We start from the raw sequence: 17,718 nt of genomic DNA, 5'->3' as shown, positions 1-17,718 counted from the left end.
CCTGCGTGTCATCTTCATGGGTACGCCCGAATTCTCCGTGCCGACGCTGCGGGCGATTGCCGGGGCCGGGCACGAGTTGGCAGCCGTCTACACGCAGCCGCCGCGCGCCGGCGGCCGGCGCGGGCTCGAACTGACGCCGTCGCCGGTGCAGCGCGAGGCGGAGCGGCTTGGCATCGAGGTGCGGTCGCCGGTGTCGCTGAAGAGCGAGGCGGAGCAGGAGGCGTTCCGCGCCTTGCGCGCCGACGTCGCCGTGGTCGTCGCCTACGGATTGCTTCTACCCAAACCCATTCTCGAGGCGCCGCGGCTCGGTTGCCTCAACGGTCACGCATCGCTATTGCCGCGCTGGCGCGGCGCTGCCCCTGTCCAGCGCGCCATCATGGCCGGCGATACCGAAACGGGCATGATGGTGATGCGGATGGAGGAAGGCCTCGACACCGGCCCGGTGGCAATGGTTGAAAAATGCGCCATTGGACCCGACATGACGGCCGGCGATCTGCACGATCGGCTGATGGTCTTGGGTGCTTTGCTGATAGTGCAAGCGCTCGAACGGCTGGAGCGGAATACGCTGACATTTGCCACACAGGCGGAGGTGGGGGTGACCTACGCCAAGAAAATCGATAAATCGGAGACTCGCATAGACTGGCTGCGACCTGCCGGCGACGTGCACAACCAGATTCGCGGCCTGTCGCCCTTTCCCGGTGCATGGTGCGAGGCCGAAATCGGCGGCCGCGTGGAACGGCTGAAACTGCTTCGCTCGACGCTCTCGCAAGGCGCCGGCGAACCGGGAGGAATTCTCGATGACCGGCTGACGGTCGCCTGCGGGTCAGGCGCGATCAGGCCGGTCGAAGTTCAACGTGCGGGCGGAAGGCCCATTGCCGCGCAGGAGTTTCTGCGCGGGGCCAGGCTCGAAAAAGGAATGAAATTGTCATGAGCATGATGTCCATACGCGCGGCGACGCCGCGGGACCGCGAGGCGATCCGCCTTGTCGAAGAACACGCATTCGGCCAGCAGACCGAGGCCGGACTGGTCGACGCGCTGGTCACCGGCGGTGATGCCGTCGTCGAACTGGTGGCGGACGAAGACGGGCAAGTGGTCGGCCATATCCTGTTTTCACGGCTTTTCGTGCGGAATGGCGGCAAGAGCTTCCCGGCGGTGGCTTTGGCTCCTTTGGCGGTCGAGCCGTCGTTCCACGGCACCGGCATCGGCGGTGCGCTGGTCCGCGAGGCGCATATCCGCCTGAAGGCTGCTGGCGAGACGCTCGCCGTGGTGCTCGGCGATCCCGCTTACTATGGCCGTTTCGGCTACAGCCGCGCCCGTGCAGCGAAATTCGAGAGCGACTACCAAAGCGAGGCTTTGCAGGCGCTTGCCTGGGGCGAGGCGCCCGAGACCGGCAGGCTGGTCTACGCCTCGGCCTTCGGCTCAGCCCTCGCCGCCTGATTTCGCCTCGATCCGGGAATGCCGCGTTTTCGCCTCGACATCGAATATGACGGCAGTCTCTTCGCCGGCTGGCAGCGCCAGGCCAACCAGCCTTCGGTGCAGCAGGCGATCGAGCAGGCGATCGAGAACTTCTGCGGTGAGCAGGTTTCGCTGCGCGCCGCCGGCCGCACCGATGCCGGCGTCCATGCGACCGCTCAGGTGGCGCATGTCGATCTGATCAAGGCATGGCCCGGCGACAAGGTGCGCGACGCCGTCAACGCGCATCTGCAGGCGGCCAAGGTGCGCATCGCCATCCTGAAGGCCGCCGTCGTGCCGGATGGCTTCGATGCGCGTTTCTCGGCGATCAGCCGCCATTACCTCTACCGCATCGTCAATCGCCGCGCGCCGGCGGCGCTCGACAAGGGCAAGATCTGGTGGGTACCGAAGCAGCTCGATGCCGGTGCCATGCACGAAGCGGCAAAGGTGCTGCTTGGCCGGCATGATTTCACCACCTTCCGCTCGACCCAGTGCCAAGCCACCAGCCCCGTCCGCACGCTCGACCGGCTGGATGTCAGCCGGGCGGGCGATTTCATTGAGGTCCGCGCTTCGGCGCGGTCATTCCTGCACAACCAGGTGCGCTCGATGGTCGGCTCGCTCAAACGTGTCGGCGAAGGCGGCTGGACTGTTGCCGACCTCAAGGCGGCGCTTGAGGCGCGCGACCGTGCGGCCTGCGGTCAGGTGGCGCCGCCCGACGGGCTGTTTCTCGTCGGCGTCGATTATCCGACGCCTGGCTGATCCGGAACGCTGATCCCGAGCAGCGCCTGCAGGCCGAACAGGACGATCAGCGACGCCACGAACATGCCGGCAAAAACGGCGCTGCCGGTGGCCGCACCCCTGCCGATCGCAACGTTGGTCATCCGCCAGGTCAATACCATCGACAGCGCGAATAACAGCAGCGACACGAGTCCGGAGACTTCGCTGGCCGACGTCAGGAAAAGCCGGATCAACGCCGATGGCAGCATCATCCAGGCGATGATCGCCGAGGCCCAATTGCTGGCCACGACATAATGGACGAAACGGCCGCCGACGCCGACCCGCGGCGCCACCAGGGCGAGGCCTATGAGCGGCAGCACCCAGGCGCCGATATCGACGGTGGCCAGGCGGATCAACATGCTGAAACGGCCGACGAATGCGTTGGGATCGCCGATCTCGTTGGCAATACCGACCCAGCCGACGATCAGTGCCGGCGCCGCGACGACGATGGCAAAAAAGGAGTTCCAGAAACCGTCCGCCGAAAGGTCGAGCAGGCGAAATCCGTCGGCCTTGCCGAGCATCAGCCGCCAGGCACCGGCAAGCGAAGCGTAGGTTTCATCCGCTGAAAGCATCACTAGGATATGTCCTGCGCAAACCAGTCTTCAACGAAGCGCAGATAAATCTGCGTCAGCGTCTCGAGGTCGGCAATCGCCACGCGTTCGTCGACCATGTGCATGGTCTTGCCGACCAGTCCGAATTCGACCACCGGACAATAATCCTTGATGAAGCGGGCATCGGAGGTGCCGCCGGAGGTGGAGAGCGCCGGCTTCCTGCCGGTCACCGCCTTGATCGAGCCGCCAAGCGTCTCGATCAACCTGTCGTCGCGTGTCAGGAAAACGTGGCTCGGTCCGTCGCGCCAGACGATCTCGTAGTCGACCGGCGTCTTCTTGCCGGCGCGGTATTTCTTGCGTTTCGCCGCCCGGTCGAGGCGGTTGTGGATCTCGGCCTGGATCGTCTCGGCGGTCCATGTGTCGTTGAAGCGAATATTGAAGGTAGCCGCCGCCTTCGCCGGGATGACGTTGGTGGCAGGGTTGCCAACGTCGATGGAGGTGACCTCAAGATTGGTCGGCTGGAAATCCCTTGTTCCGTTGTCGAAGACGGGGTGAAGCAAGGCGTCGACCAGCGTCACCAGGCCGCGCACCGGGTTGTCGGCTAGCTGCGGATAGGCGGCGTGGCCCTGGCGGCCGTTGACGACGACCGTGCCGGAGAGCGAGCCGCGCCGGCCGATCTTGATCATATCGCCGAGCGCGTCGGGATTGGTCGGCTCGCCGACGATCGCAGCATGCCATTTCTCACCCTTGGCAGCCGCCCATTCGAGCAGCTTCGTCGTGCCGTTGATCGCCGGCCCTTCCTCGTCGCCGGTTATCAGCAGCGAGACCGACCCCTTCGGGCCGCCCTTCTGCGCGATATGTCGCGCTACCGCCGCGACGAAACAAGCAATGCCGCCCTTCATGTCGACGGCGCCGCGGCCGAACATCTCGCCATTGGCGATCTCGGCGCCAAAGGGTGGGTGCGTCCAGGCTGTTTCATCGCCCACCGGCACCACATCGGTATGGCCGGCAAACATCAGATGCGGGCCGTTGCCGGAACGCCGCGCGTAAAGGTTCTCTATGTCAGGTGTGCCGGATTCGGAAAACACCGGGCGCTCGACGGCAAAGCCGAGCGGCTTCAACATTTCTTCCAGCGCGCTCAGCGCACCGCCTTCGGCGGGCGTCACGGAAGCGCAGCGGATGAGAGCAGCCAGATTTCTGGTCGGATCGGTAGGCAGCGTCATGGGCAAAAGCGATAGTCGAAAGCGCAAGGCCTGTCACGGCCAGACATAAGGGCCAGCCATGCCGCCGACATTATGGTTTTCATGCCGTATAAGTTGCGGCAAGGCCTCTCAACCAGGACAGGGCCATCGCATGATCACGCATGGCAGGACGATCGTAATCGCCGGTGCCGGCAGTATCGGGTGCTACGCCGGCGGCTACCTGATACTTGCCGGGCGAAAGGTGGTTCTGCTGGCGCGGCCTCGCATCGAGAAGGCGCTGCAAAAAGGTGGATTGCGCATCACCGACCGTGATGGCCGCGACCGATCCGTCAAGCCGGAGGCATTGTCGGTCACCGCCGATCCGGCCGCGGCATTCCCCGGTGCCGATGTCATCCTGCTAACGGTCAAGAGCGGCGCGACGCAAGACATGGCCGGGCTTATTGCGGCCCATGCCCGACCGGATGCGGTGGTACTCAGTCTGCAGAACGGCGTCGACAATGCCGATAAGTTGCGAGCCCATCTCACCGCCCGGCGGGTGCTCGCGGGCATGGTGCCGTTCAACGTGGTCCAATCACCGGAGGGCGAATTGCCGCTTCGCCTGCGCCGCGCCAGCGGCGGCAAGGTGATGATCGAACAGGGCGCGACAGGCCTTGACGAACTGCTCGACGTCGAGGGCTTTGCCGTCGCCACACATGGTGACATCGAAGCGGTGCTATGGGGCAAGCTGCTGCTCAACCTCAACAACGCGCTGGTGGCGCTTTCCGGCCTGCCGCTGGCGGCAGAGCTTGCCGATCGCCGCTGGCGGCTGATCCTGGCCGGCCAGATCGACGAAGCATTGGCGGCAATGATGGCGACAGGCATCGAACCCGCTCGCATCGCCGGCCTGCGTCCCGCGCTGCTGCCGAAAGTGCTTCGCCTGCCCGACTGGCTGTTCAAGTTCTTGGCGCGTCGGATGCTTGCCATCGATCCGGCCGCGCGTTCGTCGATGTGGGATGACCTTCAGCGCCGCCGGCCCTCGGAGATCGGCGAACTGCAAGGCGCGGCCTTGCGTTTGGCCGAAAAGGCCGGCACGCCGGCGCCGTTGCTGAAGCGCGTGACGGCATTGGTGCGCGCGGTCGAGCAGGAAAGAGGCGGATCGCCCTGCCTGTCGCCGGAAGCCGTTGTCGCGTCCGTCAGATCGTAGCCCGCACAGGCGCCCAGTAACGGCCCTTGCCGGTGCGCTTGGCTTCGTACAGCGCATGGTCGGAACAGGTGAGCAGGATTTCCGGATCGCCGCCGTCGGCGGGTGCGAAGGCGCTGCCGACGCTCAAGCCGACATGGATGGCGGAACCGACCCCGAGGTCGAAAGGCATCGAGACCTTTTCGATGGCCCGCTTTGCCAGGTAGGTGGCCTCGATCTCCGAGGTTGCGGGCAAAAGGATGACAAATTCATCGCCGCCAATGCGGAAGACCACGTCCCCCGGACGGAAGCCCCGCTTCAATCGTTCGGCCACCTTGCGCAGCAGCACGTCGCCGACGGCGTGGCCAAAACGGTCGTTGACGTGTTTGAAACCGTCGAGATCCATGCTGAGCACTGCAAACGGCTTGCCGCCATTAGCGGCCGGCGCCGCAAGGTCGCGGCACATGTCGCGCAATTTCTCCTGCAGGAAGATGCGGTTTGGCAGGCCGGTCAGCGCGTCCTTGATGGCCAGGTCGCGATTGTCCAGTTCGGCGCGGATCATGCGGGCATTGATTGCGTGGTTCTGAAGCAGCACGATGATGACGCCGACCACATAGAACGGCGTTTGAATTCCGACGATCGGCATTCCGGGCGCCGCAGAAAACAATGCACCGACCACGTAAGGCAGGCTTACGGCCAACATGACGAATATGGCGAAGCGCGGGGTCGCCGCATTGCGTGACGACACCACGCCGACGACGCCTGCGACATTCAAGGCGGCAAGTACGGAAAGCGCCATATTCCCGCTGGCAACACAGCCATAGCAGCCGAGGCCGAAAACGACCGACCAGACGCCGCTGGCTGCCATCAGGCCCGCCAGCGGCCCTTTCGAGCCGCGCCTGCGGGCCTGCTCGCATTCCCGCATCAGCAGAACGCGGACGGTGAAAAGCATCAGGTCGGCGGCAATCCAGGCGTAGGGCCACCAATCCCCGGTGGCAAGAGCGGCGCTGACTGCAACCAACAGAACGCTGATGGTGCCGAACAGGACTGCGAATTTGCGGTCGAAGGTGGTGTCGAGAAGCCGGGCGCGGACAGCTTCCGGTTCCAATTTCATCGGCGAAGAGAACCAGGCAAAGAGGCGAGCGGCGGCGCTCCACGTTTTGCGCGGCTCCTTGGTGATCAGGGATAGGTCGCTTGCCAGTCGAGCGCTCCGTGCCGGTCGACACAGTCTTCGCCGGCATGCTGGGCCAGGGTGATTAACATTCGCTTAGAGCATCCGGCGCAAACCGGGCTTTCGGAACTCCCCGCTCCGCCGCTCTGGAGCAATTCCAGGAAAAGTGTGAAGCGGTTTTCCGTCCGGAATTGCGTCAAAACAAAAAAGATAGAGCGGTTCGGCGTTTCTGCGAAACGATGAACCGCTCTAGCGGATCTGCCGCCGGGTTGCCGGTTTTAGCTTGCCGGCCCCGGTCGTCTGCGGACTGCAGGCCGGCGCGGCGGGCCCGGCTCGGGATCGGTCTTCGCCGCACGTGCCGGCTGCCCATGAGGGGTTTCGATCAGCGTGATCTTCTGCCAGATCTTTCGCGAGAGGTTCGAAGCCAGGTTCTCGATGTCATTGACGCCGTCGATGACCACGGCGTCATTCACCGATTGCGCGAACAGCGCGGCGATCTTGCCGGTGATCGACAGCATTTCGGAGCAGTAGTCGAGATAGCGGGCAAGGTCGGCGGCGTTGGTGATGCGGGCTGGCGAATGCGCAGTCGGCTTGAAACTGGCTGAAAGCGTTGCCGGATCCTTGGTCAGCTGGTGCATGTCGATGACGTGGATCAGCGACCGCAGCCCGTGGAGCTGGCGAAACACCCGCTTGCGCTTGATCCGCTCCTCGGAGCGAATCAGGGCCAGGAAGCCCAGCACCGCGAGGATGATCATGTTGAGGGAGGCTTCGATGCCTTGCACCGACTGGAAGGCATCGTGGTTTCCCGAGATGCGGCCGAGCGGCAGGATTGTGCCGACGAACAGGAACATCAGCGCTCCGACGACGAAGGCGGCGATGATGAGGCCGCGCAGCCACCAGATCGGCGCCTCCAGCGCCTTGGCTGCCTTTGCCAGATCGCGCGACAGCGACACGAGCTCGGCGGCGACGCCGCGCAAGCCTGCATCGGGAAAGCGCTCGGCGACGCGCCCTTCCAGCCGTTCGGCGGTTTCGAGGATCAGTTTCGGATCAAGCGAGCGGTAGCGCATGACGAAATGTCCGATCGGTGCTCAGGGTTCGGCCGGGGCGTTGGTGCGCTTGCCGTAGCGGTTGGGGCCGGGTTGCCCTGGAAACAGGCAAAGCACGAGGAAAGCGATGATCGAGACAACCGGCACGAACAGCACCAGCGCCGCAACGCCCGGCTTGTCGAGGTCGTGCAACCGCTTGACCGCCAGCACCACGTTCGACCAAAGCGAGGCAATGAAGGCGATGAAGAAAATGAACGACCACATGTTGCTCTCGGTGGTGCCCTCCGGCACCAGCGTGAAACGGTAGAGCGGGAAGGCCTGTATGATGGCCACCAACAGTCCTCCAAGAAAATAGGCCGCGCGGCTGACGCGGCCCGAAGCTTTGAAGAAAAGCCAGATGAGGTCTGATCTATCAGGCAAGCGAATTCCGTCCGTATTCGTTGAGAAAGATCAATCGCGCAGCAATTCGTTGATCGATGTCTTGGAACGGGTTCTGGCATCGACCCGCTTGACGATGACGGCGCAGTAGAGGCTGGGGCCGGGCTCGTTGTTTGGAAAAGGCTTGCCCGGCAGCGAGCCGGCGACGACGACGGAATTAGGCGGCACCTCGCCGTAGAAGATCTCGCCGGTGGCACGGTCGACGATCTTGGTCGACTGGCCGATGAAGACGCCCATGCCGAGCACCGAGCCTTCGCGAACGATGCAGCCTTCGACCACTTCGGAACGGGCGCCGATGAAGCAATTGTCCTCGATGATGGTTGGGCCGGCCTGCATCGGCTCCAGCACACCGCCGATGCCGACGCCGCCCGACAGATGCACATTCTTGCCGATCTGGGCACAGGAGCCGACCGAAGCCCAGGTGTCGACCATGGTGCCGCTGTCGACATAGGCGCCGACATTGACGAAGGACGGCATCAGCACGGCGCCGGGCGCGACGTAGGCGGAGCGGCGCACGATCGACGACGGCACGGCGCGGAAGCCCGCCTTCTCGAAATCGACGGCGCTCCAGCCGTCGAATTTTGAGGGCACCTTGTCCCACCATACCGCCTGACCGGGACCGCCCTCTATGATCTCCATCGGGGTGAGCCGGAAGGACAGCAGCACCGCTTTTTTCAGCCACTGGTTGACGTGCCATTTGCCGTCGGCCTGCCGCTCGGCGACGCGTGCGACGCCCCGGTCGAGCAGGTCGAGCGCCGATTGGATGGCCTCGCGCGTCTCGCCGCGGGTTGCGGTCGAAATCGTGTCGCGTTCCTCGAAGGCGTTCTCGATGATCTCCTCGAGGCTCGCGAGATCGGGCTTCGACATGAATTCGCTCCATTACCAAGCTGTTAAGGGCCGGCGCCTTAACCTGTTTGAAAGTCGCGCGGACCCTATGTGAAGGCTTGGGGAGGGTCAATCGCGGCAGCGTCACGGGACGGCGCAGGTGAATGATTGGACGGGTAAAGCAAATATGACTCCCATGGAAAAGGCGGGATGGACGCCGCTGCCGCATTCGGACGAGGATCTGGAGCGATCGAAAAGCGTGCCGGACACGCCGCAAACGCGCGCGGAGACATATCGGCTGGCCTGGAACGACCCCGATTTCATGACGCGGCGCGAGTTGCGCGCGGTCAGGCTGCAACTCGAACTGCTGAAGCCGGAGATGATCCTGGCCGAGCGCGGCATCCAATCGACCGTCATCCTGTTCGGCGGCGCGCGCATTCCCGAGCCCGGCGGCGAAGCCTGGGCGGCCAAGAACGAGACGCAGAAGAAGAACCTCGAGCAAAACAGCAAATATTACGAGGAGGCGCGCAAATTCGCCCGCCTCTGCTCACAGCAGTCGGCCACCTCGTACTATCGCGAATTCGTCGTGGTGACCGGTGGCGGGCCGGGCGTCATGGAGGCCGGCAATCGTGGCGCCGACGATGTCGGCGCGCCATCGATCGGTCTCAACATCGTGCTGCCGCACGAGCAGGCGCCAAACGCCTACGTGACGCCGGAACTCTGCTTCAACTTCCACTATTTCGCGGTCCGCAAGATGCATTTCGTCATGCGTGCCAAGGCCGTTGCGGTGTTTCCCGGCGGCTTCGGCACGATGGACGAGTTCTTCGAAACGCTGACCCTGATCCAGACCGGCCGCATGGAACGCGTGCCGGTCATCCTGTTCGGCAAGGCTTTCTGGGCAAGGGCGATCGACCTCGATTTCCTCGCCGAGCAAGGCACGATCACGCCCGGCGACCAGGATATCATCGATTTCGTCGACACTGCCGACGAGGCCTGGGGGATCGTCAGCCGCTTCTATAAACTTTGACATGCAAGCAAGGACTTGAAGCGCGCCGGCTGCCTCAAGCAGGGACTTCCACGATCGCCGTGAGAAAGCCGGCGAGGTCGTCGGTGACGAAGTCCACATCGTCCTCGTTGGCCGGGTCGCGTTCCCAGATTTCCGAGAAGGTCGGCTCGAAATTGCGCGGCACCACCAACACCGTGGTCATGCCCAGCGATTTCGGCACCGACAGGTTGCGGGCAAGATCTTCGAACATCACCGCATTTTGCCCGGTAACGGCGTGGAGTTCGGCAAATTTCTCATAGGATTGCCGCGCCGGCTTGGGGTTCAGTCCGGCTGCGACAATATCGAAAATATCGTCGAAATGCTCGAGAATGCCCAGCTGCCGCGCGGTGCGTTCGGCATGCCGGCGATCGCCATTGGTGAAGATGAATTTACGGCCGGGAAGCTGGCGAATGGCGGTGCCGAGGACGGGATCGGGCACCAGCCAGGAATAATCGATGTCGTGCACTTTCTCGAGAAAATCGTCGGGGTCGATGCCGTGGCGCGTCATCAATCCGTTCAGCGTCGTGCCATATTCGCGGTAGAGCTCCTTTTGCAGCTTGCGTGCTTCCTCGCGCGGCAGCGTCAGCAATTCTCCGACGTAGGCGGTCATCTTCACATCGATCTGCGAGAACAGATTCGAATGATGCGGATAAAGCGTGTTGTCGAGATCGAACACCCAGTCGGTGACATGGGCAAAGCGGGCGGGGTCGGGAAGTGTCGTCATACGTCCTTATGGCACGAAACGATCTTTCTAACAGGAGGTTTATCCACAACCTATGCGCGCCCTGGGTGGTAAAAATGGCGCCATGATTAAAATCTTAAGCATCGCCGAAAGGTGACATTCAGCGCTTTGCTGGAACCAAGACGGACCAGTGGGAGCAAGCGATGAATCGCATATTTCTAAAGTCTGCCGCCATCGCTTTCGCCTCCGTCGCGGTCTCGCTTTTGCTGACGCTGATCGTCGTGCCGGCAATGGGGTTTCCGATCAATCGCACCATCTGGCTGACATCCACCGTGTGCCCGCTCGCGCTGGCCTGGAGCGTCGGCGCCTATACGTTCTGGCAGGGCGAAAGGTTGCAGACCGCGCATCGCGAGCTCGCCCGCGCCCATGCCCAACTCGCCGCCGCGCACAGGCGCTTGGCGGAAAAGGCGAGCCGCGACGACATGACCGGCATGCTCAACCGCGAAAGTTTCTTTGCCGCTCTCGACGGCTCCCGGCGCAAATCCGATCGCGGGGCATTGCTGATCGTCGATGCCGACCATTTCAAGACCATCAACGACAGCTACGGCCATCTGATCGGCGACGATGCGCTGCTCCTGATTGCAAACGCGATAGAGCGTGGCGTGCGCAGCGGCGACGTGCTTGGCCGCATCGGCGGCGAGGAATTCTGCGCCCTTCTGATTGGTGCCACCGAACACGAGGCCAGGCGCATCGCCGAGCGCATCCGCCGTGAAGTCGAGCGTATCCGTTTCCGGCCCGTCGACGAACGAACGGTTCCGCTGACAGTCAGTATTGGCGGCATCACCTGCGGCAGAGACGCCGCAGTGTCGGAGCTAATGCGCGCCGCCGACCAGCGGCTCTACGAGGCCAAGCATCGCGGCCGTAATCTGTCGATCATCGACCGCGATATTTCCGAAGCCGCCTGAGCTCGGCCCTAAGCCTTCTGCTGCATTCAACCGCGCCGCTGCCAGACTGTCAAAATCCGAAGATGGCGATGCGGAACAGCAGGGCGGCCGCCGCCACCGCCACCAGAGCGATGCCAAGGCCAATGGGAGAGCCCCAGCCATACCACTCCATCGCCAGCTTGGCATATTTGAACTCCTCGGCCGGTGTGAGTGGGCCGCGCGTCGGGGTCTGATTCATGTTTCACTCCTTGCAGGCTGCGACAGGCCTTGCCTTGCGCCTGATGCAGCATATTACTATAATAGCCATAATGTTAGGCAGTTTGATAGTTAGATGATCGAAATAAATTCATCAAGCATGAATCGGGCCGACATGAAGACCGCCATCAGCCTTGCCATTATGGGCTGGCAGGACGCGACGCAGGCTTATGACGAGGCAGTGGGCGATAGGCTTGGGCTGAGTATGGCGGAACGCCATTGCCTGGCGCTGCTCTATGGCGGCCCGCGATCGGCTGGCGAGGTCGCGGCCGCAACAGGGTTGACGCCGGCCGCGGTCACCGCGCTGATCGACCGGCTGGAGGCACGCGGCCTGCTGACACGAACGCGCAGCCTTGAGGACAGGCGCAAGGTGGTCATAGAGGCGACGGAACTCACACGAGAACTATCGACGCGCTACTATGGCGCGATCGCGCAGGAGGGGGAAAAGGTGATCGCCACATTCAGCGACACTGAGCTCGCCACGATCCTGCGCTTCGTTACGGCGTCCCTCGACCTTCAGCGCGACCAGCTGGCCCGGCTGAAGGCCGAGGCGTTGGAATAACCGACAGCCTATAGGCTCGCCGGGTCGAGCGCTGGCTCGCCTTTGCGGCGCGCCACGATCGCCGCAAGATCGGCGGTCTCGAAAGCATCACGCAGGGCGTCGAACGACGGCAGCACGAAATAGGCACGCTGGAACTTGTCGATCTCGTAGCCGGTGCGCATTACGGTTTCCAGGTCGAAGGGGACATGGTGCGCCTCGCCGCCTTCGACCGCGAACTGAAGCTCCGTGAAGGATGACATCAGCCCGGCGCCGAAAGCCTTCAGCGGCTGGCCCGGCTCGCGTATCAGCCCGTATTCGACGGTGTACCAGTAAAGCCTGGTGATCATCTCGTCGCCGCCGAGCGCAATCACGTTATCGGCCTTTTTGCCATACATCTGCATGAAGTCGGCAAAGACCGGCTGCGTCAGGATCGGCACGTGACCGAAGAAATCGTGGAACATGTCGGGCTCGACAATGTAGTCGAGCTCCTTTTGGGTTCGCAGCCAGTTGGTGACCGGGAAGCGGCGGTTGGCGAGGTGGTCGAAGAACGGCTGGGCGGGGATGAGCCCCGGCACAGCGACGATCTCCCAGCCGGTGAGCTTGCGCAGCTTCTCGCTGACCGCACGGAAATCCGGGATCTTGTCGAGAAGGCCGAGCGCCGCAACGCCATCGAGATAGGAATGGTGGGCGAGCTTCCTGGTCAGCTTCGTCTGGCGGTCGCACAGCGTGCGCCACACCGCCTGTTCTTCGTCGCTATAATTGTAGCCCTGCGCCACGGTGAAATCGGCACGGCAGACCGAATAATCGCCGCGAAGGCCTCGCGCCGCGCATTCGCGGGCATAGTCGGCAACGTTCATTGTCATGGCTTGCTCTCCCTGGAAATCATGACCAGCCAATTGCCGGAAATTCTAGCCGGATCGCGCGAGGCAAATCAGCTTTGATGGTGGCTCAAACGCAGGGTTGGAGGTAAAAGGCTGCACGATCGAGCTTTGGGAGAGTGAAAATGCCTCAGTTTGACGAATTCGAGATCAAGATGCTCGACATCCTGCAGCGCGACGGGCGCAAGCCGGTCTCCGAATTGGCGCAGGAGATCGGCCTGTCGACGACACCTTGCGCGCGGCGCTTCGAGGCCCTTCAGCAGGCGGGCATCATAAAGGGCTTCGCTGCGGTGCTCAGCCGCCGCGCCGTCGGTCTGATGGTCGAGGTCTTCATCCAGGTGCGCCTCGTAACCCACAGCGACGGCTCGCCCGAAAACTTTATCGCCGCCGTGCAGCGCATGGACGAGGTGTCGTCGTGCTGGACGATGACTGGAGACTACGATTTCCTGCTGCATGTCATGGTGCCGTCGGTCGACGAACTCAATGCCTTCGTCATGCACCGGCTGATGCGGCTCGAAGGCGTGCGCGACGTACACACGCAGCTTGTGCTGCAGAACATCAAGGGGCCAGGTCATGTCCCGCTTGCACATCTCAGACGATAGGCATTTCTGCGGAAAAGCTGCACACGAACTGCTGAATCGAGCCAATCTCCAGAGCTAGATCGCCGACTACGACATGCGGACCGCCATTGCATAAGGTCCGCCATGAAAATCGTCCTGATCAATCCGCCACATACAGCTATCGGCAGCCGCGTCCCGGACGACCATCTGCCGCCGCTCGGTTTGCTGGCACTGGGCGGTCCGCTGATCGACGCGGGACATCAAATGCGGCTTGTGGACGCCGAATTCGGGCCGATGGCGCTTGCCACGCTGGTCCGGGACGCCTTGAGCGACCATCCCCACTGCATTCTGATCGGCCATTCCGGCTCGACGTCTGCGCATCCGACAGCCCTGCTGATCGCCGGCATGGTCAAGCACATCGATCCGGCGGCAATCCTGATTTATGGCGGCGTGTTTCCGACCTATCACTGGCGCGACATACTGGCCGAAACGGATGCCTTCGATGTCATCGTTCGTGGCGAGGGCGAGGCGACCATAGTGGCGCTTGCCGAAGCGCTGGAGAAACGCAAGCCGCTGTCGGATGTGGCGGGCATCGCCTTTCCTGACGATTTGCGCCAGCCCTTTGCCACCAAGCCGGCAAGAACGATCGCCAACCTAGACGACTACCGCATCGGCTGGGAACTGATCGATTTCAGTCGCTACAGCTATTGGGGAGGCAAGCGCGCGGTGGTCATGCAGTTCTCGCGAGGCTGTCCGCATCTGTGCAACTATTGCGGCCAGCGCGGCTTCTGGACGCGCTGGCGGCACCGCGACCCCGTGAAGTTCGCGCGGGAGATTGCCTGGCTATACCGCGAGCATGGCGTCGAACTGATCAACCTTGCCGACGAGAACCCGACGTCGTCCAAAAAAGCCTGGCGCGCCTTTCTCGATGCGATGATCGCCGAGAATGTGCCGGTGCTGATCGTCGGCTCCACCCGCGCCGACGACATCGTCCGCGACGCCGAGAGTCTGCATCTTTATCGCCAGGCCGGCGTCATCCGCTGGCTGCTTGGCATGGAAAACACCGACGAGCAGACGCTTGCATTGATCCGCAAGGGCGGCAGCACCTCATCCGACCGCGAGGCGATACGGCTGCTGCGCCTCAACGGCATCTTGTCGATGGCGACCTGGGTGGCCGGTTTCGAGGACGAAGGCTTGCGCGACCTCTGGCGCGGCTTCCGCCAGCTGATCGCTTATGACCCCGACCAGATCCAGGCGCTCTATGTGACGCCGCATCGCTGGACGCCGTTCTTCAGGATTGCCAGGGACCGCAAGGTGATCCAGCTGGACGCCCGCCTGTGGGACTACAAGCATCAGGTCCTGCGGATGACCCGCCTCAAGCCGTGGATGCTGTTCTTCGCCGTCAAGCTGATCGAACTGGCGGTGCAGTCGCGGCCCAAGGCCTTGGCGCGCATCCTGTTCCACAAGGATCCGGAGCAAAGGCATTCGATGCGCTGGTACACCAGAATGGGCCGCCGCGTCTGGTTTCGCGAAGTCTGGGGCTTTCTGGTCCGCGACCGCCGCCTCAAAAATGGCCCGACGCTCGCCGAATTCTGGGGCGCGCCGCAAGACGAGGAAGAGGAATCGATGGTTGTCGAACGCCTGCCGCGTAAGTCCGTGACCGCTATTTCGCCAAACGCTTGAGCCCCTCAGACACCCGGCCTCACGGCACGATCAGCGTGCCGGCGCCGTGTTCGGTGAACAGCTCGAGCAGCACCGCATGCGGCGTCTTGCCGTTGAGGATGACGACGCCTGCGACGCCGCGCTCGATTGCCTCGATGCAGGTCTCGACTTTGGGGATCATGCCGCCCGAGACCGTGCCATCCTTGATCAGGGCCTTGGCCTCGGCCACGGTCAGCTCGTCGATCAGCTTCTTGTCCTTGTCGAGCACGCCGGGCACGTCGGTAAGGAACAGCAGGCGCGTCGCCTGGCAGGCGCCGGCGATGGCGCCGGCAAAAGTGTCGGCGTTGATGTTGTAGGTATGGCCGTCGCGGCCGGGCGCCACCGGCGCCAGCACCGGGATCATTTCGGACCGCGCCAGGAGGTCGAGCAATGTGCGGTCGACCTCGACAGGCTCACCAACGAAGCCCAGGTCGAGCACCCGTTCGATGTTGGAATCCGGATCGATCATGGTCTTTCGTGCCTTTTCGGCAAACACCATGTTGCCGTCCTTGCCGCACAGGCCGATCGCCCACTCGCCCTCGGCATTGATCAGCGCGACGATCTCCTTGTTGATCGACCCGGCCAGCACCATCTCGACAATCTCGACGGTTTTCTGGTCGGTGACGCGCAAGCCGCCCTCGAATTTGGATTCGATGCCCATCTTGGCGAGCATGGCGCCGATCTGCGGCCCGCCGCCATGCACGACGATCGGGTTGACGCCGGATTGTTTCAAAAGTGCGATGTCGCGGGCGAAAGCCTTGCCGAGCGCGATGTCGCCCATCGCGTGGCCGCCATATTTCACCACGACCGTCTTGTTCTCGTAGCGCTGCATGTAGGGCAGCGCCCTTGAAAGCAGCGCGGCCTGCATTTCGGCGGTGGCGGCGACATCCGTCATCGGCGTGGTTCCCAGCTTGGCATGAACGGCGGCGTCTTAGCGGGAATTAGACGACGGGGCAAACGGCTTTGCTGTCACGATCGATCAAATCACCGCCTATGCCGGCCGCTGCAGCGGCGCCCGTCGGCCCAGCCAGCCCGAGATCCTTTCCATCTGCGCGGCGAACGACAAAAGCGTTTCCTCGTCGCCGGGGCGGCCGGCGGCCTGGACGCCGAGCGGCAGGCCGGCATCGGTGACGTAAACCGGAAGCGTGATCGACGGTTGCCCGCTGACGTTCTGGATCGCCGGCCAGTGGGTGAACCACAGGCTCTTGTCCATCAGCTGGCCGAATAGCGGCTTGAACTTCAGCAGGCCGGCGAGGCGCAGTCTGTCCAGAACATTCTCGATGAATTCGTCGGCGCCTTTCGGGTCCATGGTGCCGCAGGCGAGCGGCGGGTGCGCGATGACAGGCATCAGCACTGCATCATAATGCGCGGTTTCGGTGATAAGCCGGCGCGAGGTTGCGTGCAGCCGCTGCAGGCCGGCATAGATTTCGCCGGCCGAGAGAATTTCACCGAACCGGCTCATCACGCGCGTGGCGCGTTCGATGTCGCCTGAGATGGAGCGGCCGACGCGCAAGGCCTCGCCACGCATCGTGCCGGCCACCGCCGCGGCGACGGTTCTGGCGAAATCGGCGATGAAATCACGATCGATATAGGGCAGGTCGATCTCCTCGACGCCGTGCCCGCCTTCGCGCGCCAGCGCAATCGCCGCATCCAGAGCTTTCAACGTCTCTTCCGATATCGGCAAGCCGAGCGGCGATTTTCGATAGAAGGCGAGCTTGAGCTTGCCCGGATCGCGCCCGGCGGCCGCAGTGAAACTGCCGTTCGGCGAGGGTGCCGCGTAGGGCGACAGCGGGTCGGGCCCGTGGGTCAGGTCGAGCAGCAGGGCCGTATCGCGCACCGAGCGGGCCAACGCATGGTCGACGACGAAGCCGTACCAGCTTTCGGTGACGAGCGGCGTCAAGGGTACGCGGCCGCGCGAGGTTTTCAGCCCGACCAGCCCGGTGCAAGCGGCAGGCACCCTGATCGAGCCGCCGCCATCCGAGGCATGCGCCACCGGCACGACGCCGGCCGCGACCAGCGCAGCCGCACCACCCGAGGAACCGCCGGTCGTATGCGCGGTGTTCCATGGATTGCGGGTGACGCCGTAAGCCACCGACTCGGTCACCAGCCTCAGCCCGTGTTCGGGTGCGGTGCTGGTGGCGATCGGGATCAGGCCGGCGGCCAGATAGCGTTCCGTCATCACCGAACTGAAATCGGGGGTGAAAGCTGGGATGCGGCTGCCGCCATGCGTCGGCACGCCTTTCATGGCGATGCCGAGGTCCTTCAGCGCAAAGGGCACTCCGGCAAGCGGCAGCTTGTGGTCGACGGTTTTCGCTCGCGCCCGCGCCGCCTCAAAAAGCGGTTCGGCGATGGCGTTGATCTCGGGCAGGGTGGCCTCGGCCCGGGCGATCGCCGCATCGACGAGATCTTGCGGTGTGATCTCTCCCTTGTGCACGAGTGCGGCCTGGCCGGTTGCGTCATGCTCCCACAGAACCCGCTCGATCGACATGGT

At 63.4% G+C, this 17,718-nt stretch carries 20 protein-coding genes; 9 read left to right on the top strand and 11 right to left on the bottom strand.

From position 1 onward, the window contains the following. Window position 1 precedes the first annotated feature (1 nt). From fmt to truA, 3 genes are read left to right on the top strand one after another with little or no spacing between them, the layout of a single operon-like run. Complete coding sequence (fmt, locus tag NKI41_RS07820) at window positions 2-931, top strand: methionyl-tRNA formyltransferase (RefSeq protein ID WP_352682420.1); 930 nt, start codon at window positions 2-4, stop codon at window positions 929-931. Then, window positions 928-1,437, top strand: coding sequence for a GNAT family N-acetyltransferase (locus tag NKI41_RS07815; protein ID WP_352615027.1), 510 nt, complete (start codon window positions 928-930; stop codon window positions 1,435-1,437). Before fmt ends, NKI41_RS07815 begins: the two co-directional genes overlap by 4 nt. A gap of 18 nt (window positions 1,438-1,455) precedes the next feature. Beyond that, window positions 1,456-2,211: a tRNA pseudouridine(38-40) synthase TruA gene (gene truA, locus NKI41_RS07810; RefSeq protein ID WP_352615025.1), complete on the top strand. Its 756-nt coding sequence runs from the start codon at window positions 1,456-1,458 to the stop codon at window positions 2,209-2,211. Here the strand turns inward: truA and NKI41_RS07805 are convergent. Next, window positions 2,193-2,801, bottom strand: coding sequence for a transporter (locus NKI41_RS07805; RefSeq protein WP_352615023.1), 609 nt, complete (start codon window positions 2,799-2,801; stop codon window positions 2,193-2,195). The genes truA and NKI41_RS07805 overlap by 19 nt on opposite strands. A gap of 2 nt (window positions 2,802-2,803) precedes the next feature. Then, window positions 2,804-4,003 (bottom strand): succinyl-diaminopimelate desuccinylase, encoded by a 1,200-nt coding sequence (gene dapE, locus NKI41_RS07800; protein WP_352472355.1) that lies wholly within the window; start codon window positions 4,001-4,003, stop codon window positions 2,804-2,806. A 130-nt stretch (window positions 4,004-4,133) separates the two neighbouring features. Here dapE and NKI41_RS07795 point away from each other — a divergent pair, with 130 nt between their 5' ends. Further along, window positions 4,134-5,165, top strand: a complete 1,032-nt coding sequence (locus NKI41_RS07795; protein ID WP_352682288.1) for a 2-dehydropantoate 2-reductase — start codon at window positions 4,134-4,136, stop codon at window positions 5,163-5,165. On the opposite strand, the gene NKI41_RS07790 is transcribed toward NKI41_RS07795, so the two are convergent. The 4 genes from NKI41_RS07790 to dapD all read right to left on the bottom strand — a co-directional run bounded on the left by NKI41_RS07790 (window position 5,155) and on the right by dapD (window position 8,663). Continuing rightward, window positions 5,155-6,255 carry a GGDEF domain-containing protein gene (locus tag NKI41_RS07790; RefSeq protein WP_352682286.1) on the bottom strand — a complete coding sequence of 367 codons (1,101 nt, stop codon included), beginning with the start codon at window positions 6,253-6,255 and terminating at the stop codon, window positions 5,155-5,157. The genes NKI41_RS07795 and NKI41_RS07790 overlap by 11 nt on opposite strands. 335 nt (window positions 6,256-6,590) lie before the next feature. Further along, window positions 6,591-7,379: a hypothetical protein gene (locus tag NKI41_RS07785; protein ID WP_352455973.1), complete on the bottom strand. Its 789-nt coding sequence runs from the start codon at window positions 7,377-7,379 to the stop codon at window positions 6,591-6,593. A gap of 21 nt (window positions 7,380-7,400) precedes the next feature. Further along, complete coding sequence (locus NKI41_RS07780; RefSeq protein ID WP_352455974.1) at window positions 7,401-7,778, bottom strand: DUF805 domain-containing protein; 378 nt, start codon at window positions 7,776-7,778, stop codon at window positions 7,401-7,403. 30 nt (window positions 7,779-7,808) lie between these two features. After that, window positions 7,809-8,663, bottom strand: a complete 855-nt coding sequence (gene dapD / locus NKI41_RS07775; protein ID WP_352455975.1) for a 2,3,4,5-tetrahydropyridine-2,6-dicarboxylate N-succinyltransferase — start codon at window positions 8,661-8,663, stop codon at window positions 7,809-7,811. A gap of 145 nt (window positions 8,664-8,808) precedes the next feature. Here dapD and NKI41_RS07770 point away from each other — a divergent pair, with 145 nt between their 5' ends. Continuing rightward, the gene (locus NKI41_RS07770) at window positions 8,809-9,648 is read left to right on the top strand and encodes an LOG family protein (protein WP_023718198.1); all 840 of its coding nucleotides are present in this window, start codon (window positions 8,809-8,811) and stop codon (window positions 9,646-9,648) included. 34 nt (window positions 9,649-9,682) lie between these two features. Here the strand turns inward: NKI41_RS07770 and NKI41_RS07765 are convergent, their stop codons facing one another. Continuing rightward, window positions 9,683-10,390, bottom strand: a complete 708-nt coding sequence (locus NKI41_RS07765) for a pyrimidine 5'-nucleotidase (protein ID WP_023677476.1) — start codon at window positions 10,388-10,390, stop codon at window positions 9,683-9,685. Window positions 10,391-10,551: 161 nt separating this feature from the next. On the opposite strand from NKI41_RS07765, the gene NKI41_RS07760 reads away from it, so the two are divergent. Then, window positions 10,552-11,313, top strand: coding sequence for a GGDEF domain-containing protein (locus tag NKI41_RS07760; protein ID WP_023677477.1), 762 nt, complete (start codon window positions 10,552-10,554; stop codon window positions 11,311-11,313). 49 nt (window positions 11,314-11,362) lie between these two features. On the opposite strand, the gene NKI41_RS07755 is transcribed toward NKI41_RS07760, so the two are convergent. Continuing rightward, complete coding sequence (locus NKI41_RS07755; protein ID WP_352455979.1) at window positions 11,363-11,530, bottom strand: hypothetical protein; 168 nt, start codon at window positions 11,528-11,530, stop codon at window positions 11,363-11,365. 93 nt (window positions 11,531-11,623) lie between these two features. Between NKI41_RS07755 and NKI41_RS07750 the strand changes: the two genes are divergently transcribed. Further along, on the top strand, window positions 11,624-12,109 hold the full coding sequence (locus tag NKI41_RS07750; RefSeq protein WP_352455980.1) for a MarR family winged helix-turn-helix transcriptional regulator: 486 nt from the start codon (window positions 11,624-11,626) through the stop codon (window positions 12,107-12,109). 8 nt (window positions 12,110-12,117) lie between these two features. Here NKI41_RS07750 and phhA read toward each other — a convergent pair whose 3' ends face one another. Next, window positions 12,118-12,951, bottom strand: coding sequence for a phenylalanine 4-monooxygenase (gene phhA / locus NKI41_RS07745; RefSeq protein WP_352682283.1), 834 nt, complete (start codon window positions 12,949-12,951; stop codon window positions 12,118-12,120). A 140-nt stretch (window positions 12,952-13,091) separates the two neighbouring features. Between phhA and NKI41_RS07740 the strand changes: the two genes are divergently transcribed. Together NKI41_RS07740 and bchE are read left to right on the top strand one after the other, a co-directional pair. Continuing rightward, window positions 13,092-13,568, top strand: coding sequence for an Lrp/AsnC family transcriptional regulator (locus tag NKI41_RS07740; RefSeq protein ID WP_352455982.1), 477 nt, complete (start codon window positions 13,092-13,094; stop codon window positions 13,566-13,568). A gap of 102 nt (window positions 13,569-13,670) precedes the next feature. Continuing rightward, window positions 13,671-15,209, top strand: a complete 1,539-nt coding sequence (gene bchE, locus NKI41_RS07735; protein ID WP_352682281.1) for a magnesium-protoporphyrin IX monomethyl ester anaerobic oxidative cyclase — start codon at window positions 13,671-13,673, stop codon at window positions 15,207-15,209. Between the two features lie 19 nt (window positions 15,210-15,228). Here bchE and argB read toward each other — a convergent pair whose 3' ends face one another. Together argB and NKI41_RS07725 are read right to left on the bottom strand one after the other, a co-directional pair. Continuing rightward, a complete protein-coding gene (gene argB / locus NKI41_RS07730) occupies window positions 15,229-16,122 on the bottom strand; it encodes an acetylglutamate kinase (RefSeq protein ID WP_352472350.1) in 894 nt (297 codons plus the stop codon). Window positions 16,123-16,218: 96 nt separating this feature from the next. After that, window positions 16,219-17,715 carry an amidase gene (locus NKI41_RS07725; protein WP_352472349.1) on the bottom strand — a complete coding sequence of 499 codons (1,497 nt, stop codon included), beginning with the start codon at window positions 17,713-17,715 and terminating at the stop codon, window positions 16,219-16,221. Between the last annotated feature and the right edge of the window lie 3 nt (window positions 17,716-17,718).

It is taken from the genome of Mesorhizobium sp. M0601 (genome assembly GCF_040320845.1).
Taxonomy (GTDB): Bacteria; Pseudomonadota; Alphaproteobacteria; order Rhizobiales; family Rhizobiaceae; genus Mesorhizobium.
Note: the sequence above shows the minus strand (reverse complement) of the source record. Positions and strands in the feature narration are given on the sequence as shown.

Excerpts from the sequence above, each read along its gene's own strand:
- NKI41_RS07815 (WP_352615027.1), top strand. The coding sequence starts at position 928 with ATGAGCATGATGTCCATACGCGCGGCGACGCCGCGGGACCGCGAGGCG.
- truA (WP_352615025.1), top strand. The coding sequence starts at position 1,456 with ATGCCGCGTTTTCGCCTCGACATCGAATATGACGGCAGTCTCTTCGCC.
- NKI41_RS07805 (WP_352615023.1), bottom strand. The coding sequence starts at position 2,801 with ATGCTTTCAGCGGATGAAACCTACGCTTCGCTTGCCGGTGCCTGGCGG.
- dapE (WP_352472355.1), bottom strand. The coding sequence starts at position 4,003 with ATGACGCTGCCTACCGATCCGACCAGAAATCTGGCTGCTCTCATCCGC.
- NKI41_RS07795 (WP_352682288.1), top strand. The coding sequence starts at position 4,134 with ATGATCACGCATGGCAGGACGATCGTAATCGCCGGTGCCGGCAGTATC.
- NKI41_RS07790 (WP_352682286.1), bottom strand. The coding sequence starts at position 6,255 with ATGAAATTGGAACCGGAAGCTGTCCGCGCCCGGCTTCTCGACACCACC.
- NKI41_RS07785 (WP_352455973.1), bottom strand. The coding sequence starts at position 7,379 with ATGCGCTACCGCTCGCTTGATCCGAAACTGATCCTCGAAACCGCCGAA.
- dapD (WP_352455975.1), bottom strand. The coding sequence starts at position 8,663 with ATGTCGAAGCCCGATCTCGCGAGCCTCGAGGAGATCATCGAGAACGCC.
- NKI41_RS07770 (WP_023718198.1), top strand. The coding sequence starts at position 8,809 with ATGACTCCCATGGAAAAGGCGGGATGGACGCCGCTGCCGCATTCGGAC.
- NKI41_RS07765 (WP_023677476.1), bottom strand. The coding sequence starts at position 10,390 with ATGACGACACTTCCCGACCCCGCCCGCTTTGCCCATGTCACCGACTGG.
- NKI41_RS07760 (WP_023677477.1), top strand. The coding sequence starts at position 10,552 with ATGAATCGCATATTTCTAAAGTCTGCCGCCATCGCTTTCGCCTCCGTC.
- NKI41_RS07755 (WP_352455979.1), bottom strand. The coding sequence starts at position 11,530 with ATGAATCAGACCCCGACGCGCGGCCCACTCACACCGGCCGAGGAGTTC.
- NKI41_RS07750 (WP_352455980.1), top strand. The coding sequence starts at position 11,624 with ATGATCGAAATAAATTCATCAAGCATGAATCGGGCCGACATGAAGACC.
- phhA (WP_352682283.1), bottom strand. The coding sequence starts at position 12,951 with ATGACAATGAACGTTGCCGACTATGCCCGCGAATGCGCGGCGCGAGGC.
- NKI41_RS07740 (WP_352455982.1), top strand. The coding sequence starts at position 13,092 with ATGCCTCAGTTTGACGAATTCGAGATCAAGATGCTCGACATCCTGCAG.
- bchE (WP_352682281.1), top strand. The coding sequence starts at position 13,671 with ATGAAAATCGTCCTGATCAATCCGCCACATACAGCTATCGGCAGCCGC.
- argB (WP_352472350.1), bottom strand. The coding sequence starts at position 16,122 with ATGACGGATGTCGCCGCCACCGCCGAAATGCAGGCCGCGCTGCTTTCA.
- NKI41_RS07725 (WP_352472349.1), bottom strand. The coding sequence starts at position 17,715 with ATGTCGATCGAGCGGGTTCTGTGGGAGCATGACGCAACCGGCCAGGCC.